Here is a 22,535-nt window from a genome sequence, read left to right as displayed (position 1 = left end):
TGCAAGTAAATGAACTTGTAGGTCTGCATGCTACAAGTCTATTTTCTAGGTCAATTTTTTCGTAATCTACTCAACGAACTTGACCTCATTCTACCTTATTTTCCAATCACAAAAAAATTAAGATGAAAAAATTACTCGCAATAGTTATTGCATTGGCCGCGCCTTGTTTTTTACTAGCCCAAAATTCCATTTCTAAAACATATCCAGTAGGTAATAACTCCGCTGTTTCCCTTGAATTTCAATATGGAGATATCTCGGTAGAAAAATATAAAGGTTCCGAAATAATCATAGATGGAATCGTCACGGTTAATGGAAAAGATGGCGTTAAGCACTTCGATTTCCAATCAAAAAAAGTAGGCAACACAATAAAGATCTTAGCGGAAGCCAATTTCGATGATGCCGTAAAAAGATTAACCATCGTTATGAATGATGGATCTAAAATTTACAAAGAAGGAAAGAATATATCGATAGAAAATATTGACGCTGATGAAGGTATAGACAAGATTTATAATGGATATGATGTAGATGCTAAATTTATAGTCAAAGTACCCGAATCGATTGATTTGATGATCTCAAGTACTTATGGAAATGTGAAGACTTCCGATTACTGGGAAGATATGAAGCTTCATAGTACTTATGGTTCTGTCGATGTAATCCTAAACAATCCACCGCAAGCACCCAAAATGGAAGTTAGTAGCACCTATAGCGAAGTGGATCTTACGATTCCTACCTCAGTGAATGCGGACTTAAGAATGAAAACTAGCTATGGAGAAATATTTACGGATATGGATATCAAACCAGAGTTCAAAGAAAAAGGTGATGAATGCAACTTTGGTCAAGACATTTCTACGTCGCTGAACAAAGGGCAAGGAGCCATCTCGTTGAATGCCACCTACAGCAATATTTATTTGCGAAAAACAAAAAAGTTATAGAAATCTTAAAAAAACTGCAACTTTTTATTTTTGTTTCAGTCTTTACATTGTAGCCGATTGAAATCAAATCGAAAAACAACTAAAAAAAGATTTCAATTGAATACGGTACAAAAAATTCTAACGAAAGGTTAATCGCCTTTACCAAACACAAAATTTTCAGATTATGAAACAGGGTACGCTAGTGCTATTGGCATTGCTATTTCTAAATTTAAATTTAGCATCGCAAGAAACGACTGATTATAATTATAATGTAGAAGGATTTCGAATCGATTCAGATATAAAAATTGACGGAAAACTAGAAGAAGCAGGCTGGGCAAATGCAAAATCCGTTACTGGTTTCACTAATTTCCAACCGACATTCGGCAAAGCTCCTGAAGACCAATCTGAAGTAAAGCTTCTTTTCGATGATAATGCCATATATATCGGTGCTTATCTATTCGAAAAGAGCAGAGAAGACATCAGCGTACAATTAAGCCAGAGAGACCAACTCGGAAATACAGATTGGTTCGGACTCATCATCGATACTTACGGAAATGCTCAGGATGCATTAGAATTTATAGTGGGCGCATCAGGTGTGCAGTTCGATGCAAAAATTTCAGATAATGGGGAAGATTCAAACTGGGATGGCGTATGGACTTCGAATGTAAATCTTACAGATAAAGGTTGGTATGCTGAAATCAGAATTCCATATTCAGCGATTCGATTTCCAAAAGCGCAGGTGCAGAACTGGAAAATAAATTTCATTAGAAAGGATAATAAAACGCAAGATAAATCTGCATGGTTTCCGATCGATCCTAGCGAAGGCGTATGGTTATCACAAATGGGAACAACAGTCGGAATTACGGATATCAAACCTCCATTGAGACTTTCGATCTCTCCATATGTCAGTGTTTATGCTGTTCAACAAACTGCAGCTAATAATTCAAGTACGAGCACTGGCTATTCCTATAATGGAGGGATGGACTTAAAATACGGAATCAATGATGCATTCACGCTTGATATGACTTTAATTCCTGATTTCGGTCAAGTACAATCTGATGATCAAGTGCTAAACTTATCCCCTTTCGAACTACAATTCGATGAGCAAAGACAGTTTTTCACAGAAGGGACAGAACTCTTTAGCAAAGGAGACTTGTTCTATAGTAGAAGAGTCGGTGGCTCTCCGATCGGAATGTATGATGTAGAAAATCAGGTAAATCCTGGAGAGACTTTGCTCGATAATCCACAAAAATCGAAGCTATTGAATGCAACGAAGATTTCTGGAAGAACAGATGGTGGATTAGGAATCGGAGTCTTTAATGGTTTGTCTCATGCTTCTTATGCCATTGCCCACAATGCAGAAACAGGAACGGAGAGAAGATTGCAATCCGCTCCACTAACGAACTATAATGTCTTTGTTCTAGACCAGAATCTTAAGAACAACTCTACAGTTTCTCTTGTCAATACTAATGTAACCAGATTCGGAAACAGCTATTATGATGCAAATGTAACCGGTAGCCAATTCAACTTTAAGGATAAAAAGCAGGCTTGGAGTTTCTGGGGAGAGGGTGCGGTTTCTCAAAAATACTTCGCAGAAAATGATAACGAATATGGTGCTAAGTACGAAGCAGGAATTCACAAAATCAGCGGTAATCTAAGATATGGAATTGATTTCGAGCAAGTCGGTGAGAAATTCGATCCTAATGACCTTGGCTTTCAGCAATACAGTAATATTCGAGAAACTGAATTTCACATGGTTTATAGTGAATTTGATACTTTCGGCATCTTTAATAGAGGTAATTTCTGGGTGAACTATTCCTATAACAGCATTATTAATCCAGGTGAATATGCTAGCATGCATTTCAATACCGGCTTTTGGATGCAGACGAAAAAGAACATCGAATATAATCTCTGGTCTAATTTCGAGCCTAAAAGCAATGACTTCTTCGAGCCGAGGGTATGGGGAAGAGTTTATAAAGAAAATAGCTGGGCGAATGTAGGTGTCTATGTGGGAAGTGATGATCGGAAAAAACTAAGATTAAGTGGTATCGTAAGTTACCAGAACTACCATGAAAAAGATAGAGATGGAATATACTTAGTGCTAAATCCTGAGTGGCAGGTGAATGACAAATTGGAGTTTGAATTTGAAGCAGAATATGATTTTGGCAGAAGACATCCAAGATTCGTAACCATGCAAGACGATGACATCATTTTCGGTAGAAGAAACAGAACGACTGTTACGAATAGTTTTTCGGCTTCATACAATTTTACAGATAAAATGAATCTTGACTTGCGGATCAGACACTATTGGTCGAAAGTAAATTACAAGGGTTTCAATTTACTAGAAGAAGATGGTAGTTTGGGCGATACGGATTACAATGAATTCAATGATTTCAGTTTTGGATTATTCAATCTAGATCTTAACTATAGATGGAGATTTGCACCAGGAAGTGATCTGATTATCAATTGGAAAAACAACATTTCAGGTGTGGTAAATGATAAAGCATTTGACTATGCAGAACGCACTTACTTTGATGATGTGAGCAGTCTTAAGAATTTCCCAGAAAACAATAGTATTTCCGTGAGATTGGTGTATTACTTAGATTACCAACAAGCGTCTCAGGTATTTAATAGATTGTAAACATAATTTGTCTTATTTTAGAGCTATGAAGAATCTTAATCTCATAGCTCTATTTTTATTTTTAGGTCAATGTTTGACTAATGCTCAGGACCTACCACTCGTTTACGAAAATGATTTTGCAAGTTCTGAAACCTCTGGATTTATTTTCACGGATGCCAATGCGTGGAGAATAACAGATGGAGCACTCGAACTTTATGGAAAAAGTGATTATAAGCCACCATTTCGTTCACCATTTAACATTGCTATTATTGATGATTTAATAGTAGGCGATTTCACGATGAAAGTAGACTTAAAACAGACTGGCAAGGAATATGGTCACCGGGATATGTGTTTATTTTTCGGGATAAATGATCCTACAAATTTCTACTATGTCCATATCGCTTCTGTTGCAGATGATCATGCCCACAACATATTCTTGGTAAATGACGAAGCTCGACGTAAGATTGGAACTTTTACTACGGAAGGTGTTACTTGGGGCAACTCATGGAATAAGGTGAAAATTGAACGAGTCGTAGAAAATGGAAGTATTAAAATTTACTTTAACGACATGAATAAGCCCATAATGGAAACAACGGATTTGCATTTTCCAGCAGGGAGCATTGGGTTCGGATCATTCGATGATACGGGAATGATCGATAATATTAAAATCTACGGAGAAAAAACCACGCTGCAAAAGTCTTTTAAGTAATCGACTTCATGACAGCGCTTTAAGCGATGTTATGAATGCTTTTCGTCTAGTCGTAGCATACAATAATTGATGTCATCGCGGAAAGCACTAACATCAAGAACTCATATAATGTGTCAATTGTTAAATCTTTCACCTTATCGCTTCCTGCACTCATATCCGAATAGTGACAGATTAAGACCAGAAATTGATGTCATCGCGGAAAGCGCTAACATTAAGAATAGCAGTTGTTTTCATGAGCTTCAAAAAAAATTTAAAAAAATATTGACCGCTCTGTAATTTTTTCCAACTTACTTATACTAACATCGTGTATAAAGACAAAAAATAAATTGGAAGAACAGTACATATCACTTATTCAAAAACATGAGGGCATCATCCACAAAGTAATTGGATTATATGTCGACAATGATGAAGATCGTAAAGATATGCACCAGGAAATTCTGCTCCAATCTTGGAAGTCATATGCAAACTTTAAGGAAGACTCGACATTCAGCACGTGGCTCTACAAAGTAAGCCTTAATACAGCATTGACCTTCAGAAAAAAGGAAGATAAACGAAAGTTGGTTTCAGAAACTCCTATAACAACTACCAGTAGTGAATCAAAGGAAGATTATGAAATGCTATACTTTCTAATAAAGCAACTCAATGAAGTAGATAGAATGCTAATGACGCTTCATTTAGACGGCTATAAAAACCAAGAAATCGCTGAAATTACAGGGATGACTAGCAATCATATTAATGTGAAAATTCACAGACTGAAAGCAACAATCATTGATCAACTAAAAAAAGCTAACAATGGACATATTTGAGCAATGGAAAATCATTGAAAAGGAAAAATTTAATCATTCACCAATAAATAAAGAAGATATTATGGAAGCAATTTATCAAAAATCAACAGGCACAATGGAAATTTTGAAAACTAGATTAAAGTACAAGATGATGTGGGTCCTATTTTTCACAGGATGCTTTACTGGTCTAGCTTTATGGCAATTTGACAACTTACCGGTCGTCCTTATTTTCGGAGCAGCAGCTTTATTGTACGGCCTAGCCTATTTTGGTCTTAGAACATATTACCTGAAAATGGGATCTGAGAAAAAAGAATTATCAACCTTAGATGTGATGAAAAATAACTACAAATTGATTAATGGGGCTTTAAAATTCGAAGGCAATATTATGTACCCAACTGTACCTTTGATGTTACTTGGTGCAATCGCAGTGCCTGGCTTAATAGAGGGAGAAACACTTCTGTCTATTTATGGCGAACCTAAAACCCTTACTATAGCAATTGTATCTATTATTATTCTTGTGCCACTTGTTAAATTTTTTGGCGACAAGATGAACAAGATTGCTTATGGAAGCTTCATCAATAAACTTGAAGACAACATAAAAGAAATGGAAATGGTAGGATAATTTACTCTTTGATCAGATCTACCGTACAAGTTTTATTCTTCACACCCGACGTAACAATGGTAACTGATAAAACCTCATCCTCCAAGTCACCATTTATAGAATAATTCGTTTTCAAATCACCAAATCCAGATGCACCACTTCCTGAAACTGAACAACTTTCTAAAGTTGTAGGAAGTACAATTCCTGAGTATCGGGTTAAGAAAGTACCATCAGAATTTTGAAATATAGTTACAGTCGCCTGTTCTTCACCTTGAGAGCAGGTGGCTGTTCCTTTCCATGTTCCTAAGAATTCAGAAGGACCACAATTCCCACCTAACTTTGCGCAAGAAGTTAAGAAGGTAATACAAAATAGAGCTAATAATAATTTCGTCGTTGTCTTCATTTACTTCTATTTTGCAAATATTTTAGAAAAGGTGCTACTTCCATTTACTGCTTTTGCGATAAAACCTTCCTCGTGGCCATTCACCAACCAAGTCTCTACTCCAGCATCTTGAGCAATTCTAGCTGCTTCGATTTTACTGCTCATCCCTCCTGATCCTTGTTCAGATTTAACTTCCGAAACGGACGCCAGCACATCATCAATCTCTAAAATTTCTCTTATGGTTTCCAGCGCCGATACATCGTCAAAATTCTTGTAAATCCCTTCTGTATTCGTCGCAATCATTAATAGATCTACTCCTAGCAATGCAGCAGTTTTTCCAGCTAATTTATCATTATCTCCAAACTGAATCTCCTGCGTTGCAACCGTGTCATTTTCATTTATGATCGGAATATATCCATTTTCTACTAGTACATCTATCGTTTGTTTGATATTCTGTCTGCAATCGGCATGCTCGAAATCATGGTAAGAAATCAAACATTGAGAACAAAAAAGCCCCATGTCACTAAATACTTCTAAGAATATTCTCATCAAGTGTGGCTGGCCTATCGAGGCAAGTGCTTGTTTCACTTCGATACTTTGCTTCCCTGCCAAATTCACAAACTGCTTAGCTACTGCGATTGCTCCTGAACTAACAATAATGAAAGAATGCGTCTTCCTTAATGCATGGATCTCCCTGGCAATCTCCTCTATTTTCCCTCTTGAAATAAATTCAGTGTTCTTGGTCAATGTTGCCGTTCCCAACTTTAATATTACCTTCTTCTTTGCCATGATTACCTAAAAATCAAATTTAACTCCAATATAAAAATTTCGAGGCGGCCCAGCTTCATAATATCTACTTCCGAAAGCATTTAACCTAATATTATCGAAATAATCAACATTGTAAATGTTGTTGATCCCAAGGTAGGGCTGGAAGTTTTTAATTTGATAAGCAAACGAGAGATTCCCCATTAAATAGCCATCCACAAGCGTTTCATTAGCCGTATCAGCGTAAATATCTGAAATATATCTGTGTTGCATACTCACACTTAATGGGCCATTATCAAATTTTAGATTCAAGAAAAAATTTACAAGTGGAATTCCAGGTAGTACATTTTCGGATTCATCTACAAATTTGAAATTAGAGTAAGTAAATGCTGTCGACAGGGAGAAATATTGTGCTAATTTCGCACTGACATTTAGCTCGACACCTTGCCGACTTGTCCTTCCTGCATTTTCGTAAAACGTCCTCCCTGGATAAGCCTCTAATTCATAAGGTAAAAGTTCATCTATTGAATTCACCGTGAACAGACTGGCAAATAAGCTAAAGCGATCTGAAAATCTAGCCTTATAACCTAATTCATAATTATAGGATTGCTGAGGTTTCAATGCCTCATTTAATCCACCTATGTTATCAGGTCTAGAGGTCAATTCACTCAACGCAGGTGTCTCAAATCCATAGGAAAAGGAGGCACTTAGAAATTGATGATTCACAAGTTCATAGGACCATGACAAAGATGGACTTAAGCTAGGTAGATTAAGTGTTCCGTCATCTTTTCCATCTGCTTCAAAATGGTCAGTTAAACTAATTCGATTCAGATCATAACGCAAACCAGCATTGAATAATACTTTGCCATAAATACTTTGCCCCGTAATGAAGGCAGAAGTACTTTGATATTTTTCATTTTGATTCAATGTTTCAGCACCTCTTTCACCATCCAGATTTAGATATCTTATTCTTAAATCATTCTGGTACTCGAACTCAACGCCCGTTACAATTGAATTTTGAAATTTATCACTACCAAACTCCTTGGCATAATTTAAGTTTAGTCCTCCGTAATTTCTGAGCAGTGCAACTTGTCCTCCAAACTCAAAGGGAAGTCTATTTTCAAAATCTCTTCTTGAATAAAAACCAGTGATCTTTACTTGGTCGTTAGAAGTTACCTTAGCTTCATACTGGAGACTTGTCCCTATTTGAGTTAATTCCTCACCAGCATCAAAGGTCTCATTCTGGTCGCGTGCTTGCCTTCTATCCTCTGCTACACTTTCTAAGTTGATCCCACCAGGATCTTGTCCTTCTGGACTATACAAGCCATTCAGCAAAAATGTGATTTGCTGCCGATCAGAGAATTTTTTCTTAAGCCGACCATTATATATTAAGTTCTTCGATTCCGAAAATGCTCTGTAGCCGTTGCTACTTACGTATGAAATCTGGTTATCGATCGTTACAGCGTTCAGTTGTTGGTGTGCGTCATACGCCAGGTTATAAAACCCATAAGAACCAAGTGAAGCATTTAATTTTTGATAAGAATTTTCAGACTCAGAAAATGTATTCAGAGAAACGACACCACCTGATGCATTTCCATACAATGCTGATGATGCACCATTTAATATTTCGATCGATTTAACACTTCCGACATACACGTTGTCCACTTGTCCTTGACCATCAGGTGTAGAAAGCGGAATCCCATTAGCAATTAATTTCACTCCTCTTATTCCGAAAGCCGCTCTTGCACCGAAACCTCTGATGCTAATCCTCAGATCTTGTGCAGAATTGTATTGATTCATCGCAAAAGTCCCCGGAATTTCATTCAACACTTCATTAAGACTTGTTAATGTCGCTGCAATTCTAGCGGACTCGATGTTTATTTTATGAGCAGAACTAGGAGCTTTTAGAAGGTCAATGTCTATCCTGCTTGCTGAAATGGTAACCTGCTCAATGGAATCTAATAATAATTCGCTTTGTGACTGAATTATAGTGGTTACCAGAATTAATATTATTGTAAATGTGTGTTTCATTAGTGATGTGAAAGTAAGGTAATAATCTGACTTTTAAAGTGTATAATACTTAATTTACAGCAATAAATATTCAAGAACAGCATACCATATATATCTATTAATGCAATACTAAGATTGCAATTCAGTTACCATAATGTAATCTATAAATAACAATTTATAATGATTTTTGTTATTCACAGATTACAATTTTAATATAATTTTGTTATCTTCATATAACAATTTACCAGAATGGAATCTTTATATTTATTACATAACGAACTGATTAAAAACTTAAACGTAAGAATTTCGAGGTTCATTGGCATCGACTGGAATGACAGGTTAATTGCTTTAGCAGGGCCTAGAGGAGTTGGAAAGACGACCTTTCTGCTTGAAAGAGTGTCTAAACTTGAAAATGTTTTATATGTAACGCTGGATGATCTTTATTTCACTCATAATAGTTTATTAGAAGTAGCTGCAGAATTTGTCAGAAAAGGAGGAAAACATTTATACATAGATGAAGTTCATAAATATCCAAACTGGTCTAGAGAGTTAAAAAATATCTACGATCGATACAGTGATCTAAATGTAGTATTCAGTGGCTCTTCGATACTTCATATTCACGGTGGTGATGCGGACTTAAGCAGACGCGCCGTTATCTATAACATGAAAGGTTTATCTTTTAGAGAATATATCCAATTAGAAACTGGTCGCTATATTAACCCACTGAACCTTTCAGATATATTTGATCATCACGAAGAAATCGCAAAGTTTCTTGTAAAAGATTTGAAACCGCTTAAGTACTTTGAAGAATATTTAAAAACTGGGTATTTTCCATTCTATCTGGAAAGCAAAATCTCTTATGCGAGTAAATTATTGTCTATCATCAATCTTACTTTAGAAACGGATTTGCCTTATATAAAGAACATAGAATCTAGTCATGTTTTTAAACTTAAGAAACTATTATATGTGGTAAGTAAGTCTGTTCCTTTTAAACCTAACATATCCAAACTTTCTAGAGACATAGAAGTCTCCAGAGCAACTATACTGACTTACTTAAGTTATATGGAAGAAGCGAAATTGATTAAAATGCTATCTGAAAATATACATGGTGATGGGATTCTTACAAAGCCTGAAAAAATTTACCTTGACAATCCTAACCTTACCTTTGCAATTGCTCGTAACTCTTCTAACATCGGAAATGCTAGGGAAACATTTTTTCTTAATCAAGTGAAAACCTTACACGATGTGACCGCTTCGAAAGAAGTTGATTTTATTGTTGATGAATGCTTCCACTTTGAAATCGGAGATAAAAACAAATCTAATAAGCAACTAAAAAAATTAGAAAATAGCTTTATTGCTGCAGATGACATTGAGTACGGATATGAAAATAAAATTCCGCTTTGGATGTTTGGATTACTGTATTGAATGGGTCTAGATCTCTAAAATTTTAAAAGAATTTCGTTCCACCTCAGAATTCGTCAACATGTGGCACAAATTATGCAACTTTATTTTAAGAAATTCCGTTAACTTTGCAACGTGGTAAAAACTAGAGCATATAAATCCATCGCTATTACAATGGCTATCCTGATGTTATTTTCATCAGTCGGATACTCTATTGATATGCACTATTGCCAAGATCAACTGAAAAGCATAGCTATTTTCGGAAAATCTAAGTCTTGTCATGAAATGGCTAAGAAAGTTTGCCCGATGCACAAAGACATGACCATCGAGCAAGAAGATAAAGACTGCTGTAATAATAAGACGGTTGTGGTAGAAGGTCTTGATAATGATAAAATTGGATTTCAAACTCAATCATTGTCAGATCAAAACCTACAATTCATCGTTGCATATGTTTATGTACTTCTGTTTTCGACAATCCCAACAACAGATTATCTACCTACTATTAAAGAAAGTCCTCCGTTACCCACATCCGGACTTCACATACAATTCCAACAATTCTTAATTTGATTTAATCATTTTCAATTTTTCCTGTATTGACTAACGTCTTTATGGGCTTCTGCTGTTTTTAGGCTTTTGTCTATGCTACAGCTTATGTTTCAAATTTTGAAATTGATTTATGATAAATTTTATAATTAAGTTCTTCCTTAATAACACACTGATCACTTGGCTTCTGCTGATTCTATTAGTTGGCTGGGGAATTGTTACTGCTCCATTTGATTTTGGTGTTCAATGGTTACCAAGAGATCCTGTTACAGTAGACGCCATTCCAGATATTGGTGAAAACCAGCAAATTGTATTTACAGAATGGATGGGGCGGTCTCCTCAAGATGTAGAGGATCAGATCACTTATCCACTTACCTCTTCGCTTCTTGGAATTCCAGGCGTGAAAAGTGTGAGAAGTAATTCCATGTTTGGATTTTCCAGCATTTATTTAATTTTTGATGAAGATGTTGAATTCTACTGGAGTCGGAGTCGAATCCTAGAAAAACTAAATTCACTTCCAGCTAACCTGCTGCCTGAAAATGTCTCCCCTACCCTCGGACCAGACGCAACAGCGCTCGGTCAGATATTCTGGTATACCTTAGAAGGTCAAGATAAAGATGGAAACCCAACGGGCGGTTGGGATCCTCAAGAATTGCGTTCGGTTCAAGACTTCTATGTTAAATATGGCTTACTTGCCGCGGAAGGTGTTGCAGAAGTGGCGTCCATCGGTGGTTATGTGAAAGAGTATCGCGTCGATGTGGATCCTATAAGCATGAAGTCTAAAAACATCACTTTATCAGAAGTGATGGGTGCTTTGAAAGGTAGTAATCTGGATGTAGGTGCACAAACTATCGAGATCAACCAAGCAGAGTATTTCGTGCGGGGGCTGGGTTATGTCAAATCAATAGAAGATATTGAAAATAGTGTTATCAAATCAATAGGCGGAACCGCAATCAGTATCAAGGATATCGCTAAAGTTTATTTAGGACCTGCCCCTAGAAGAGGAATTTTAGATAAAGCTGGAGCGGAAGCAGTCGGAGGTGTTGTAGTCGCAAGATATGGAGCAAATCCACTGGAGGTCATCAACAATGTGAAAGATAAGATTAGTGAACTTGGACCTGGCTTAGCCTCCAAAACACTTGCTGATGGCACTATCTCCCAAGTAACTGTTGTGCCTTTTTATGATCGGACTCAGTTGATAAATGAAACGATAGGAACGCTAGAAGAAGCATTGACCCTAGAAATCCTCATTACAATCATCGTTGTCATTTTACTACTCTTCAATCTCAAATCATCCTTACTCGTTGCTGGATCCCTGCCAATTGCAGTATTAATGTGCTTTATTGCCATGAAATATTTTGGTGTAGATGCCAATATTGTGGCTTTATCTGGAATAGCCATTGCCATAGGCACCATGGTCGACATGGGCATTGTACTTACAGAAAGCATACTCGATCGAAAGGACAAAGAAGGAGGAAATGAACCGCTCATCACTACTGTGTACGAAGCAGCAATAGAAGTTGGATCAGCGGTATTAACGGCTGTAGCAACCACAGTGATAAGTTTCCTACCTGTTTTCGCAATGGAAGCTGCTGAAGGAAAACTATTTAGACCATTAGCCTATACGAAAACTTTTGCCTTGATAGCGGCGGTAATCGTTGCTTTGTGTTTTATTCCTCCATTGGCACATGCCTTGTTCAGCATTAAAGTTGATCGGAAAAAAATAAGTTTAGTTGTTAGTTTAGCAGCTTTTATCGGTTCTCTTATTGCTTATCTGTTTTTTACTGCTCCGTTCATTTTAGTTATTACATTGATAAGTGGTGTATCGTTGTTGCAATGGATCGTAGATGAATATTACCCATCTGGTAGCAAACTATATAAAATACTTTCGAACGTTATATATGCTTTGTTCATTGCTATTTTTCTAACCAAAGCATGGATGCCACTTGGAGTTACGAAATCGCTGTTCACGAATAGTTTTTTTGTCATTTTAATCATCTCTGTTTTACTTGGTTTCTTCTGGTTGATCATACACTTTTATGAAAACATTCTCAGGTTCTTATTGAAGGTAAAAATCCTTTTTCTGCTTTTGGTAGGTTTCATTATTTACAGTGGTTTCCAAGTTTTCAATTCCACAGGCCAAGAATTTATGCCATCTCTTAATGAAGGTTCTTTCTTACTCATGCCTACCGCAATGCCGCATAGTGGGATCAGTGAGAACATTAAAAACCTTCGATTATTAGACATGGCAGTTACTGCTATTCCTGAGGTAGATATGGTGGTTGGAAAAGCAGGTCGAATTAATAGTCCTTTAGATCCTGCACCTCTTTCTATGTATGAAAATATGATCAGTTACAAATCCGAATATAAGACAGATGCCGCTGGACATAAATTAAGGTTTACATTTAAGGATGGTGATTACATACTCGATGAGGATGGCGAACTCATTCCTGATGATAAGGGGCGGTATTTCCGTCAATGGAGAGACCATATCCAGTCTCCAGATGATATTTGGGATGAAATCATCAGTGTTTCAAAACTTCCAGGTGTGACTTCTGCTCCTAAATTACAGCCTATTGAAACAAGACTGATTATGCTTCAGACAGGCATGCGTGCACCTATGGGCATTAAAGTCAAAGGGCAAGATTTAAAAGTCATCGAGCAAGTTGGCTTAGAACTAGAGCAGAAACTTAAGGAAGTAGAAGGCGTAAAAGATGCTGCTGTTTTTGCTGAACGGATCGTGGGAAAACCCTACTTAATGATCGATATCAAGCGACAAGTCATCGGTCGATATGGCTTAAAAATAGAAGATGTCCAACAACAAATTCAAGCGACAATCGGTGGAATGACCATGACTACTACGGTGGAAGGACGAGAGCGCTACCCGATCAGATTACGATATCCATTAGATTATAGGTCAAGCATCGAGGCGATAAACAACATTTACATAGAAACAAAGGGTTTTGGTCAGGTCGCATTAGGAGAATTAATAGAGATTAAATATGAACAAGGACCTCAAGCGATCAAAAGTGAAGATGGATTTCTGCTAGGGTACGTACTATTTGATAAAGAGGAGGGATATGCAGAAGTAGATGTTGTAAATAATGCAAAAGCAGCATTAGCGGATATGGAACTCCCTGCTGGAATCAACTTTAACTTTGCCGGAAATTATGAGCAACAAGTAAGAGCGAATAAAAGATTAGGCGTTGTCGTTCCGATCGCACTGATACTTATTTTCGTGATTCTATACTTACAGTTTAAGTCAGTCGCAATTTCCGTGATGGTTTTTTCAGGAGTTTTTGTTGCCTTCGCTGGTGGATTCATCATGATCGGATTGTATGACACATCATGGTTTATGAACTTTGATTTTTTCGGAACGCATATGCGGGACTTATTTCAGATCCACACGATTAACCTCAGTGTCGCCGTCTGGGTAGGATTTCTCGCCTTGTTCGGCATTGCCACGGATGACGGTGTGTTAGTCGCTACTTTCCTGAAAGATAGTTTTGCCCGAAACGAGCCAAAAACGACAGCTGAAATTCGAGATGCCGTTGTAGAAGGCGGACTACGAAGGGTAAGGCCGGCAATGATGACTACAGCCACAACCATCCTAGCATTGCTGCCAGTCCTCACCAGTACAGGAAGAGGTTCGGATATCATGTTACCGATGGCTATTCCATCATTTGGTGGAATGACCTTACAAGTCATTACCATGTTTACCGTTCCTATTTTATTCAGTATGTGGAAGGAGATCACGATTAAAAGAAATAAAAACTAAAGAAATGAAAAAATTAATTTTTGGGTTAATTATCCTTCTTAGTCAAAACGTAAATGGACAAGCTGTCGAAGAGCTTATAGAAATAGCTATTCAGCGCAATCCTGGTCTACAGTCCATAGATCTTAATTACAAGGCAGCATTAGAAGTTGCAGATCAGGTAGATGATTGGCCAGATCCGATGGCTAATCTTGGAATAGGTGTATTGCCTATCCAAACGAGATTAGGGAGTCAGCAATTTAAAATTGGAGCAAGTCAGTCTATTCCTTGGAAAGGCGTATTGAATGGAAGAAGTGAACTCGCCAATGCACAAGCAGAAACCTTGTCCAATGTGAAAGATGTCCAAGCCATAGAACTAGCATATAATATTCGAAAAGCATACAATATGCTTAGTTTCCTAACTCAAAAAAGAGAAACCATTATTAAGAAAATTGAAGTTCTTGACGTCATTGAAACGTTAGCAAAATCAGCTGTCAGATCCGGTAAAGGAAAGCTCAGCAATGTTCTATTGATAGAAAGAACTCGGATCAATATTAATGCTGACTTAGAATTGATTAACAAACAAATGGAATCGCCTAAAATCATGATTAACAGTTTACTAGGTCGATCACCTTTCTCTAACATTGACCTAAAAAAACCTGAAAGAACACTTTCTGAAAGTGAGGCTTATCTAGCATTTGCTATGAAAAATCATCCGCAATATAAGACACTAGACCATATGAAAATGGCCTCTAAGAAAGCAATTGAGCTAACTTACTTAGAAGCAAAACCGAAACTCAGTGTAGGATTCGAGTATGGATGGATCAGTAAAAGAACAGATGTAGATATTCCCAATAATGGTCGGGATGTTTTCATGCCTATGGGTTCCATTTCTATTCCGCTAAACACCAGTCGATTCCATGCCAAAAGACAAGAAGAAATCATCAAACAAGAGGCAATAGATGCTTCGATTCAGAACTTTCAAGAACGATATTCTGCAGAAGTTAGAGCAGCTTTTTCTGAAATCCAATACGCAGAAATGTCAGAAGTCAAATATCAAGATTTAATAAAAATTACTAAAGAAACAATCGATTTAATGCGAACAGAGTATGCTGCAGAAGGCACAAGATTCGAAGAGTTATTGCGATTAGAAATGGATCTGATTGATTATGAGATCGAAATTGTGAAAGCAGGCTACCAAAAGGAATTAGCCATATCATCATTAAAAAAATTCTTATAAAATGAATAACTATAAAATATATATCATCGGAGGTTTAATGCTCATAGCCGGAATCCTCATCGGATGGTTGCTCCAACCAAGTCCTGCAGAAACAGTGCATGATCACTCCACTCATTCTAATAAAACTGAAACAGGAGATGGTGAAGAAATATGGACATGTTCTATGCACCCACAGATCCGCCAGAATGAACCAGGATTATGTCCTATTTGTGAAATGGATTTGATACCCTTGGACAATTCACTGGGAAGTGACGATCCAACCATTCTGAAAATGAGTAAAGCATCTGCAAAACTAGCTCAAATACAGACGACCATTGTGGGAAGCGAAACGGCTCATGGAGAGCACAATGGCGGTGAAATTAATGTAGATGGTACCATAGAAATAGATCAGCGGTCCATTAATACTCAGACTGCTCACTTGCCTGGAAGGATAGAATCTATGTTGATCAATTTTGAAGGTGAATATGTGAAGGCGGGACAGAAAATTGCTAGCTTATATTCTACGGACTTAATAGCAGCGTCTCAAGAATTGATTACTGCTGCAGATTACGATAAGAAGGTTGCTGGATTAAAGGAGGCAAGTATACAAAAACTGAAAAATTGGAAAATTTCAGATGCTCAAATTGCTTCTATTCTGAGCAGTGGCCAACCTATAGAAACCATCGATATTTATGCCGATCATAGTGGGTATGTGCTCTCGAAAAAAGTGTCCCAAGGAGATTACCTTAAGCAAGGTCAAGTTCTTTATACGATTGGTCAAACAGGAAGTTTGTGGTTAATCTTTAATGTCTTCGAATCCGATCTGGAAAATGTTCGCAAAGGACAAGTGGTCAATTTTACAACTCCTTCCGTTTCCAATATGGATTTCAATGCCAAAATCACCTACATCGATCCGCTGTTAAATCCTACGACAAGGACTGCTACGATTAGAGCTGAAATTACAAGCAAAGGAGGAAAACTCAAGCCTGGCATGTTACTGAAAGGAAAAATTAAAATCAACAATAAATCGAATGAAAGCGATGGTCCGCTCAGCGTGCCCAGTTCCGCAGTATTATGGACAGGCGCGAAATCAGTCGTTTATGTTAAAATGCAAGACACGGAAGTTCCTAGCTTTCAGTACCGATCTGTAGAAGTCAGTGGCCAATCTGGAGGAATGACCTTCATCAATGCTGGACTAGAAATCGGAGAAGAGATTGTCACCAATGGAGCTTTCGCAGTAGATGCCGCTGCACAGTTGAATAACAACGCGAGTATGATGAACCAGAATGTTTCCATCAAGAAAACGGCTCAGTCTGATCTAGCTCCTTCTTTTGTTAATGAAACTTCTGAAGAATTTAAAGACCAATTGGATCAAGTCGTTCAATCATATATAGCACTAAAAGATGCCCTCGTAGACACTGATCCTAAAAATGCTCAGAATGCCGCTGAGTCAGTTCTGAAATCTTTGAATAATGTCGATATGAATTTGGTAAAAGGAGAAGCACATATGTATTGGATGGAGCAAAACAAGGCCATTAAAGCACATGGAGCAAAGATTTCTGAATCAGAAGATGTAGAAGATCAAAGAAGTCAATTCAAGTTTTTATCTGACGCGATTATCAATTCACTAAGGGCTTTTGGTACTCATAATCATCACTATTATGTTCAATACTGTCCGATGGTTTCTGATAATAAGGGAGCTGATTGGGTGTCAGCAGAAAAGGAAATTAGAAACCCTTATTTCGGAGATAAGATGATGAAGTGTGGTTCTGTAAAATTAGAATTATAGCATATGAAAATCTACATAAAAAATATGGTGTGTGATCGGTGTATTCTGTCTGTTGAGCAAGCATTGGAAGCGGAAGCAATTTCTTTTTCTGATATTAAACTGGGTGAAGTGACTTTGGCTGCGCCAATTTCTGATCCGAATTCTAAAGCATTAGCACTTAAATTAGAGAAACTTGGTTTCGAATTGATCCTTGATAAATCTTCCATCATTGTGAATCAGATTAAATCGAATTTAGTCGCTCTGTATGATCAAGCAGTGGACGAAAATTTAAAAATATCTGATTATTTAACGAAGGCAATGAATTATGATTATTCACATCTTAGCAGGCTCTTTTCCCATGAAGAAGGACAGACGATAGAGCAATATAATATTCAATTAAGGATAGAGAAGGCAAAGGAATGGTTAAGCTATCCAGAAAATAATATTTCTGAAGTAGCCTACAAACTTGGCTATGTCAGCAATGCTCATTTTTCCAGGCAGTTTAAAAAAATTGAAGGCGTGTCCCCAAGTGAGTTTAAGAAAAATCCAGGAAGCAGGAAGTCGCTTGAATCAATATGAAATATCAATTGTTTCAGGAATGGCATAAATAATCAATTAATAAGCAAGCAAAGTCAATTTATTTTATCTTCTATATAAACCCAATTGACGAACTTTGTTGTTTAAATGATAACACTAATAAATAATATCAAAAATGAAAGATATAAAAATGCTTTTAGTTGCCATGAGTATTATGGTGTTCAGTTTAGCACTAGGTTCATGTGGCAATTCAACTAAATCAGGTTCAGATGCAGATAAAACGGAGCAAATGGGCAAAGAATACACATCAGCGTACATTTGTCCAATGCATTGCGAAGGAAGTGGAAGTGATGAGCCTGGAAAATGCCCCGTTTGTGGTATGGATTACAAGAAAAATGACAGTCACGACAGTCACGAAGGACATAATCACTAGATAATTACTTTAGATACTCTGAGAATCAAGTCAATGATTTGATTCTTGTTTCTCACGGTGCACATTGACCTAAAAGAATCACTTACTTCAAAACTATAAAAAATGAAACATACTTATCATATCGAAGGAATGACTTGCAATGGATGTAGAAGTCATGTGGAAAGTGCACTTTCAGATGTAAGTGGCGTTTCAAAAGCATCTGTGGACCTTGAAAAATCTAAAGCCATCATTGAAATGGATAAGCACATTCCACTTGATCACTTCGAAAAAGCTTTACAAGATATAGGAGGACGGTATACTATTCATCTACCTGTTCATCAGCCTCAAGACAGTAAACAAGATGAAGTAACACAAGAACTGAAGAATAAAAATGGGACCTTTTACTGTCCGATGCATTGTGAAGGTGATAAAACTTACGACCAAGCAGGAGATTGCCCGGTATGTGGGATGCATCTAGTAAAAGATCAAAATCTTAATTCTACACAGGAATCTCAGTCTGGTAGCATGAAGCATAATTACCATATTGAAGGAATGACTTGTAATGGTTGCAGAAGTCATGTGGAATCCGCACTTTCAGAAGTGAGTGGCGTCTCCAAAGCATCAGTAGACCTCGAAAAATCTGAAGCCATCATTGAAATGGACAGTCATATTCCACTTGAGAACTTCGAAAAAGCATTAAAAGAGATAGGTGATAGGTATACTATTCATCTACCAGGATATGTGGCTCCTACTTCTGAAAAGCAAGAACTTTCTGCAAAACCTGTAAATGGGAATGGAACATTTTACTGTCCGATGCACTGCGAAGGTGATAAAACTTACGACAAGCCAGGAGATTGCCCCGTATGTGGAATGGATCTGGTAGAAGAACAAAACCTAAGCTTGTCTCAGGAAACTCAGTATACCTGCCCGATGCATCCCGAAATCATAAAAGATGAACCTGGCTCGTGCCCCATCTGTGGAATGGATTTAGTCCCAATGGAAGCAGATCTTTCCGCTGAAGAAAAGACTTACAATAAGTTAGCTAAAAAATTCTGGTTAGCAGTTGCCTTTACGCTACCTGTATTTTTGATATCGATGAGTGAGATGATACCAAACAATCCACTTTATAATTTAATGGATCAGAAATATTGGAATTGGGTGCAATTTGCACTTTCCATTCCAGTTGTTTTTTATGCTACTTGGATGTTTTTCGAAAGAGCATATAGAAGTGTTCTCACTTGGAACTTGAATATGTTTACCTTAATCGGAATCGGTGCAGGTGTTGCATGGACGTTTAGTTTATTCGGATTATTATTTCCCGGTTTTTTCCCAGCTCAATTCAGAAGTGATTCTGGTTCTGTCCATGTGTATTTCGAGGCAGCTACTGTTATATTGACATTAGTATTATTAGGTCAATTGTTAGAAGCTCGAGCCCACTCCAAAACTAATGGTGCTATTAAAGCATTGCTAAAATTAGCGCCGAATAAAGCCATAAAGCTTGTCAATGGAGAGGAAGTTGAAGTTAAGATTGATCAAATTGTAAAGGGCGATATTCTTAGAGTAAAGCCAGGAGATAAAGTTCCAGTAGATGGTGTAATAACGGAAGGACATTCCACCATTGACGAATCCATGATTTCTGGAGAACCCATTCCAGTAGACAAAGAAACTGGCGCTAAAGTTAGCAGCGGTACGATCAATGGGAATCAGTCCTTTTTAATGAAGGCTGAAAAAATAGGATCTGAAACGTTACTTTCTCAGATCATAGGGATGGTCAATGATGCTAGTCGGAGTCGAGCACCTATTCAGAATCTTGCCGACAAAGTCTCCAGTTATTTTGTTCCGACTGTAGTTATCATTTCAATTTTGACCTTTATCATTTGGGCAATCTGGGGACCTGATCCAGCATATGTATTTGCTTTGGTTAATGCCATTGCTGTTTTGATTATTGCTTGTCCTTGTGCATTAGGTCTTGCGACGCCAATGTCAGTCATGGTAGGCGTGGGAAAAGGAGCTCAAAATGGTGTGCTGATTAAAAATGCAGAAGCATTAGAGAAAATGGATACCGTTAACATCTTGATTGTGGACAAAACAGGGACGTTAACAGAAGGCAGGCCAACGGTGGAACAAGTGGTCTCTGTTAGTAATCAATATTCGGATCAAGAAGTGCTTCAATACATTGCCTCCCTTAATCAAATGAGTGAACATCCTCTAGCTGAAGCAACGGTTAAATACGGAAAGGAGAAAGGAGTGAAAATGTTAAAAGCTAGCCAATTCAATAATGTTTCCGGAAAAGGAGTAGAAGGCATAATCAATGACCATGACATAAAATTGGGAAATGCAAAATTGATCGGTAATATCACTGCGGATTTCCATTCTAAAGCACAAGCTTATCAATCACAAGGTAAAACGGTTTCTTATTTATCCATCGATGGAGTGGCTGTAGGCTTTGTAGTTATCGGAGACAAAATCAAGCAAAGCAGCGCTAATGCCGTAAAAAAACTTCAAGAATCGGGAATTAAGGTGATCATGTTAACTGGCGACAACGAAGATACGGCAAAAGCAGTAGCAGGTGAGCTTGGACTAGCAGATTTCAAGGCTAGTATGCTTCCCGAGAACAAATTAGAAGAGGTTAAGAAATTGCAATCTGAAGGCAAAATAGTTGCCATGGCTGGAGACGGAATAAACGATGCTCCTGCCCTAGCACAAGCTGATGTGGGAATTGCGATGGGAACAGGAACGGATGTTGCGATAGAAAGTGCCTCGATTACTTTAGTAAAAGGCGATCTTCAAGGCATTGTAAAAGCAAAGAATCTGAGTCATGCAGTAATGCGTAATATTAAGCAAAATTTGTTTTTTGCATTAGGGTATAACACAATAGGAATACCTATTGCCGCCGGAATATTGTTTCCTTTTTTCGGGATTTTACTTAGTCCAATGATTGCAGCACTAGCTATGAGTTTCAGTTCAGTATCTGTAATCGGAAATGCGTTGCGGTTGAGAAATCAATCCATAGATTAGTGGATAGTGTTACACAATTTGCATTAGGTGCAGCGATCGGAGAAGCCAGTTTAGGTAGGCAAAAAGGGAGCAAAGCAGCATTAGCTGGCGGTTTAATTGCGACGATACCAGACTTAGATGTGCTGCTGAGTCCATTCTTTGATACGTTCACAAAAATGAATGTGCATAGAGGTTTCAGTCACTCAATCTTATTTAGTATAATAGCAGCTTTGCTGGTTGGATATCTGCTTTCGAGGATGAAATTCTTTCACGATGTGCGGGTGTGGAAATTGATTGGCTTTAGTTTTCTGTGTTTGTTTACCCATGGATTACTAGATGCATTTACAACTTATGGAACTCAATTATTTAGTCCTTTCAGTAACTTAAGGGTGGGTTTTGATAGTGTTAATGTTGTTGATCCTATTTATACGCTGTCATTAGTTATAGGAACAATTCTATCGATTACCTTATTTAAAAATAGCTCGAAGAAACGAAGGTATGCAAATATTCTTGGGCTCATCATCAGCACATCCTATTTGCTTTTCACATTGGCAAACAAGCGAAATGTAGAACTTCAGGTTGATAAACAACTTGAAGAAATAGCGGTAAATGCAGATCAGATTTTAAGTGTTCCGATAGGAATCGGTAATTTGAATTGGCGAACAATAGTTACCTCTGGAGATACACTTTATCTTGGAGAATATTCCTATTATAAAGAGTTGCCTTCCCTTGTCAAAATCCCGCGGCAATCAAATTTATTGGATGGATTAGATCAGCATCTTGTCGATCGCTTAATTTGGTTTGCTAAGGGGAATTATGCTGTTGCTGAATATCAAGGAAGAATTAGATTCTACAATCTACAAGTGGATACGCAAGGACCGCGAGAAGTGGATGGTTACATTGCGCCAACTGCTTTTTACTATGAAATTAAGGCATTAAAAGATGGAAGCTATACTTTGGAATCTAATATGCATTCTAGAGAATAGAATGTAAAATGGTTCAACTCCACGTGATAGTATCACCTTTAAGGAGCCTATCATTGTAGGTTGAAACAATAGCAAAAGTGTCAGATTAAATTCTGATTTTGATTGATGAATTCCTAACAATAACCCACAATATTC

The 22,535-nt window shown here is 37.4% G+C and carries 17 protein-coding genes; 14 read left to right on the top strand and 3 right to left on the bottom strand.

Annotated features, from left to right (window positions below):
* Positions 1 to 122 precede the first annotated feature (122 nt).
* The 5 genes from L2586_RS16640 (at position 123) to L2586_RS16620 (ending at position 5,647) form a co-directional block, all read left to right on the top strand.
* Positions 123 to 932, top strand: coding sequence for a DUF4097 family beta strand repeat-containing protein (locus L2586_RS16640; protein WP_235294062.1), 810 nt, complete (start codon positions 123 to 125; stop codon positions 930 to 932).
* Between the two features lie 163 nt (positions 933 to 1,095).
* Entirely contained in the window at positions 1,096 to 3,552 is a 2,457-nt protein-coding gene (locus tag L2586_RS16635) for a DUF5916 domain-containing protein (RefSeq protein WP_235294061.1), read from the top strand.
* A gap of 25 nt (positions 3,553 to 3,577) precedes the next feature.
* Positions 3,578 to 4,240: a hypothetical protein gene (locus L2586_RS16630; RefSeq protein WP_235294060.1), complete on the top strand. Its 663-nt coding sequence runs from the start codon at positions 3,578 to 3,580 to the stop codon at positions 4,238 to 4,240.
* 326 nt (positions 4,241 to 4,566) lie between these two features.
* Positions 4,567 to 5,046 (top strand): RNA polymerase sigma factor, encoded by a 480-nt coding sequence (locus L2586_RS16625; protein ID WP_235294059.1) that lies wholly within the window; start codon positions 4,567 to 4,569, stop codon positions 5,044 to 5,046.
* Positions 5,033 to 5,647 (top strand): hypothetical protein, encoded by a 615-nt coding sequence (locus tag L2586_RS16620; RefSeq protein ID WP_235294058.1) that lies wholly within the window; start codon positions 5,033 to 5,035, stop codon positions 5,645 to 5,647. The genes L2586_RS16625 and L2586_RS16620 overlap by 14 nt, the downstream gene beginning before the upstream one ends.
* 1 nt (position 5,648) lies before the next feature.
* Here L2586_RS16620 and L2586_RS16615 read toward each other — a convergent pair whose 3' ends face one another.
* The 3 genes from L2586_RS16615 to L2586_RS16605 are packed head-to-tail and all read right to left on the bottom strand — an operon-like array spanning position 5,649 to position 8,804.
* Positions 5,649 to 6,029 (bottom strand): hypothetical protein, encoded by a 381-nt coding sequence (locus L2586_RS16615; protein ID WP_235294057.1) that lies wholly within the window; start codon positions 6,027 to 6,029, stop codon positions 5,649 to 5,651.
* A 6-nt stretch (positions 6,030 to 6,035) separates the two neighbouring features.
* Positions 6,036 to 6,797, bottom strand: coding sequence for a glutamate 5-kinase (proB, locus tag L2586_RS16610; protein WP_235294056.1), 762 nt, complete (start codon positions 6,795 to 6,797; stop codon positions 6,036 to 6,038).
* Between the two features lie 6 nt (positions 6,798 to 6,803).
* Positions 6,804 to 8,804 carry a TonB-dependent receptor family protein gene (locus tag L2586_RS16605; RefSeq protein WP_235294055.1) on the bottom strand — a complete coding sequence of 667 codons (2,001 nt, stop codon included), beginning with the start codon at positions 8,802 to 8,804 and terminating at the stop codon, positions 6,804 to 6,806.
* A gap of 228 nt (positions 8,805 to 9,032) precedes the next feature.
* Between L2586_RS16605 and L2586_RS16600 the strand changes: the two genes are divergently transcribed.
* From L2586_RS16600 to L2586_RS16560, 9 genes are all read left to right on the top strand, one after another.
* Positions 9,033 to 10,208, top strand: coding sequence for an ATP-binding protein (locus L2586_RS16600; protein ID WP_235294054.1), 1,176 nt, complete (start codon positions 9,033 to 9,035; stop codon positions 10,206 to 10,208).
* A gap of 111 nt (positions 10,209 to 10,319) precedes the next feature.
* A complete protein-coding gene (locus tag L2586_RS16595; RefSeq protein ID WP_235294053.1) occupies positions 10,320 to 10,751 on the top strand; it encodes an HYC_CC_PP family protein in 432 nt (143 codons plus the stop codon).
* A 109-nt stretch (positions 10,752 to 10,860) separates the two neighbouring features.
* Complete coding sequence (locus tag L2586_RS16590; RefSeq protein WP_235294052.1) at positions 10,861 to 14,505, top strand: efflux RND transporter permease subunit; 3,645 nt, start codon at positions 10,861 to 10,863, stop codon at positions 14,503 to 14,505.
* A 4-nt stretch (positions 14,506 to 14,509) separates the two neighbouring features.
* Positions 14,510 to 15,721: a TolC family protein gene (locus L2586_RS16585; RefSeq protein WP_235294051.1), complete on the top strand. Its 1,212-nt coding sequence runs from the start codon at positions 14,510 to 14,512 to the stop codon at positions 15,719 to 15,721.
* A 1-nt stretch (position 15,722) separates the two neighbouring features.
* Positions 15,723 to 17,489, top strand: a complete 1,767-nt coding sequence (locus L2586_RS16580; protein ID WP_235294050.1) for an efflux RND transporter periplasmic adaptor subunit — start codon at positions 15,723 to 15,725, stop codon at positions 17,487 to 17,489.
* 3 nt (positions 17,490 to 17,492) lie between these two features.
* Positions 17,493 to 18,047, top strand: coding sequence for a helix-turn-helix domain-containing protein (locus tag L2586_RS16575; RefSeq protein ID WP_235294049.1), 555 nt, complete (start codon positions 17,493 to 17,495; stop codon positions 18,045 to 18,047).
* A 133-nt stretch (positions 18,048 to 18,180) separates the two neighbouring features.
* Entirely contained in the window at positions 18,181 to 18,438 is a 258-nt protein-coding gene (locus tag L2586_RS16570; RefSeq protein WP_235294048.1) for a heavy metal-binding domain-containing protein, read from the top strand.
* 102 nt (positions 18,439 to 18,540) lie between these two features.
* Positions 18,541 to 21,435 carry a heavy metal translocating P-type ATPase gene (locus L2586_RS16565; RefSeq protein ID WP_235294047.1) on the top strand — a complete coding sequence of 965 codons (2,895 nt, stop codon included), beginning with the start codon at positions 18,541 to 18,543 and terminating at the stop codon, positions 21,433 to 21,435.
* The gene (locus L2586_RS16560) at positions 21,435 to 22,400 is read left to right on the top strand and encodes a metal-dependent hydrolase (protein ID WP_235294046.1); all 966 of its coding nucleotides are present in this window, start codon (positions 21,435 to 21,437) and stop codon (positions 22,398 to 22,400) included. The genes L2586_RS16565 and L2586_RS16560 overlap by 1 nt, the downstream gene beginning before the upstream one ends.
* The last annotated feature ends 135 nt before the right edge of the window (positions 22,401 to 22,535 follow it).

The organism is Portibacter lacus, assembly GCF_021533215.1.
Lineage (GTDB): Bacteria > Bacteroidota > Bacteroidia > Chitinophagales > Saprospiraceae > Portibacter > Portibacter lacus.
Note: the sequence above shows the minus strand (reverse complement) of the source record. Positions and strands in the feature narration are given on the sequence as shown.

Coding starts and splice junctions, on each gene's coding strand:
- L2586_RS16590 (WP_235294052.1), top strand. CDS start 10,861: ATGATAAATTTTATAATTAAGTTCTTCCTTAATAACACACTGATCACT.
- L2586_RS16615 (WP_235294057.1), bottom strand. CDS start 6,029: ATGAAGACAACGACGAAATTATTATTAGCTCTATTTTGTATTACCTTC.
- L2586_RS16635 (WP_235294061.1), top strand. CDS start 1,096: ATGAAACAGGGTACGCTAGTGCTATTGGCATTGCTATTTCTAAATTTA.
- L2586_RS16620 (WP_235294058.1), top strand. CDS start 5,033: ATGGACATATTTGAGCAATGGAAAATCATTGAAAAGGAAAAATTTAAT.
- L2586_RS16580 (WP_235294050.1), top strand. CDS start 15,723: ATGAATAACTATAAAATATATATCATCGGAGGTTTAATGCTCATAGCC.
- L2586_RS16585 (WP_235294051.1), top strand. CDS start 14,510: ATGAAAAAATTAATTTTTGGGTTAATTATCCTTCTTAGTCAAAACGTA.
- L2586_RS16630 (WP_235294060.1), top strand. CDS start 3,578: ATGAAGAATCTTAATCTCATAGCTCTATTTTTATTTTTAGGTCAATGT.
- proB (WP_235294056.1), bottom strand. CDS start 6,797: ATGGCAAAGAAGAAGGTAATATTAAAGTTGGGAACGGCAACATTGACC.
- L2586_RS16575 (WP_235294049.1), top strand. CDS start 17,493: ATGAAAATCTACATAAAAAATATGGTGTGTGATCGGTGTATTCTGTCT.
- L2586_RS16565 (WP_235294047.1), top strand. CDS start 18,541: ATGAAACATACTTATCATATCGAAGGAATGACTTGCAATGGATGTAGA.
- L2586_RS16570 (WP_235294048.1), top strand. CDS start 18,181: ATGAAAGATATAAAAATGCTTTTAGTTGCCATGAGTATTATGGTGTTC.
- L2586_RS16640 (WP_235294062.1), top strand. CDS start 123: ATGAAAAAATTACTCGCAATAGTTATTGCATTGGCCGCGCCTTGTTTT.
- L2586_RS16600 (WP_235294054.1), top strand. CDS start 9,033: ATGGAATCTTTATATTTATTACATAACGAACTGATTAAAAACTTAAAC.
- L2586_RS16605 (WP_235294055.1), bottom strand. CDS start 8,804: ATGAAACACACATTTACAATAATATTAATTCTGGTAACCACTATAATT.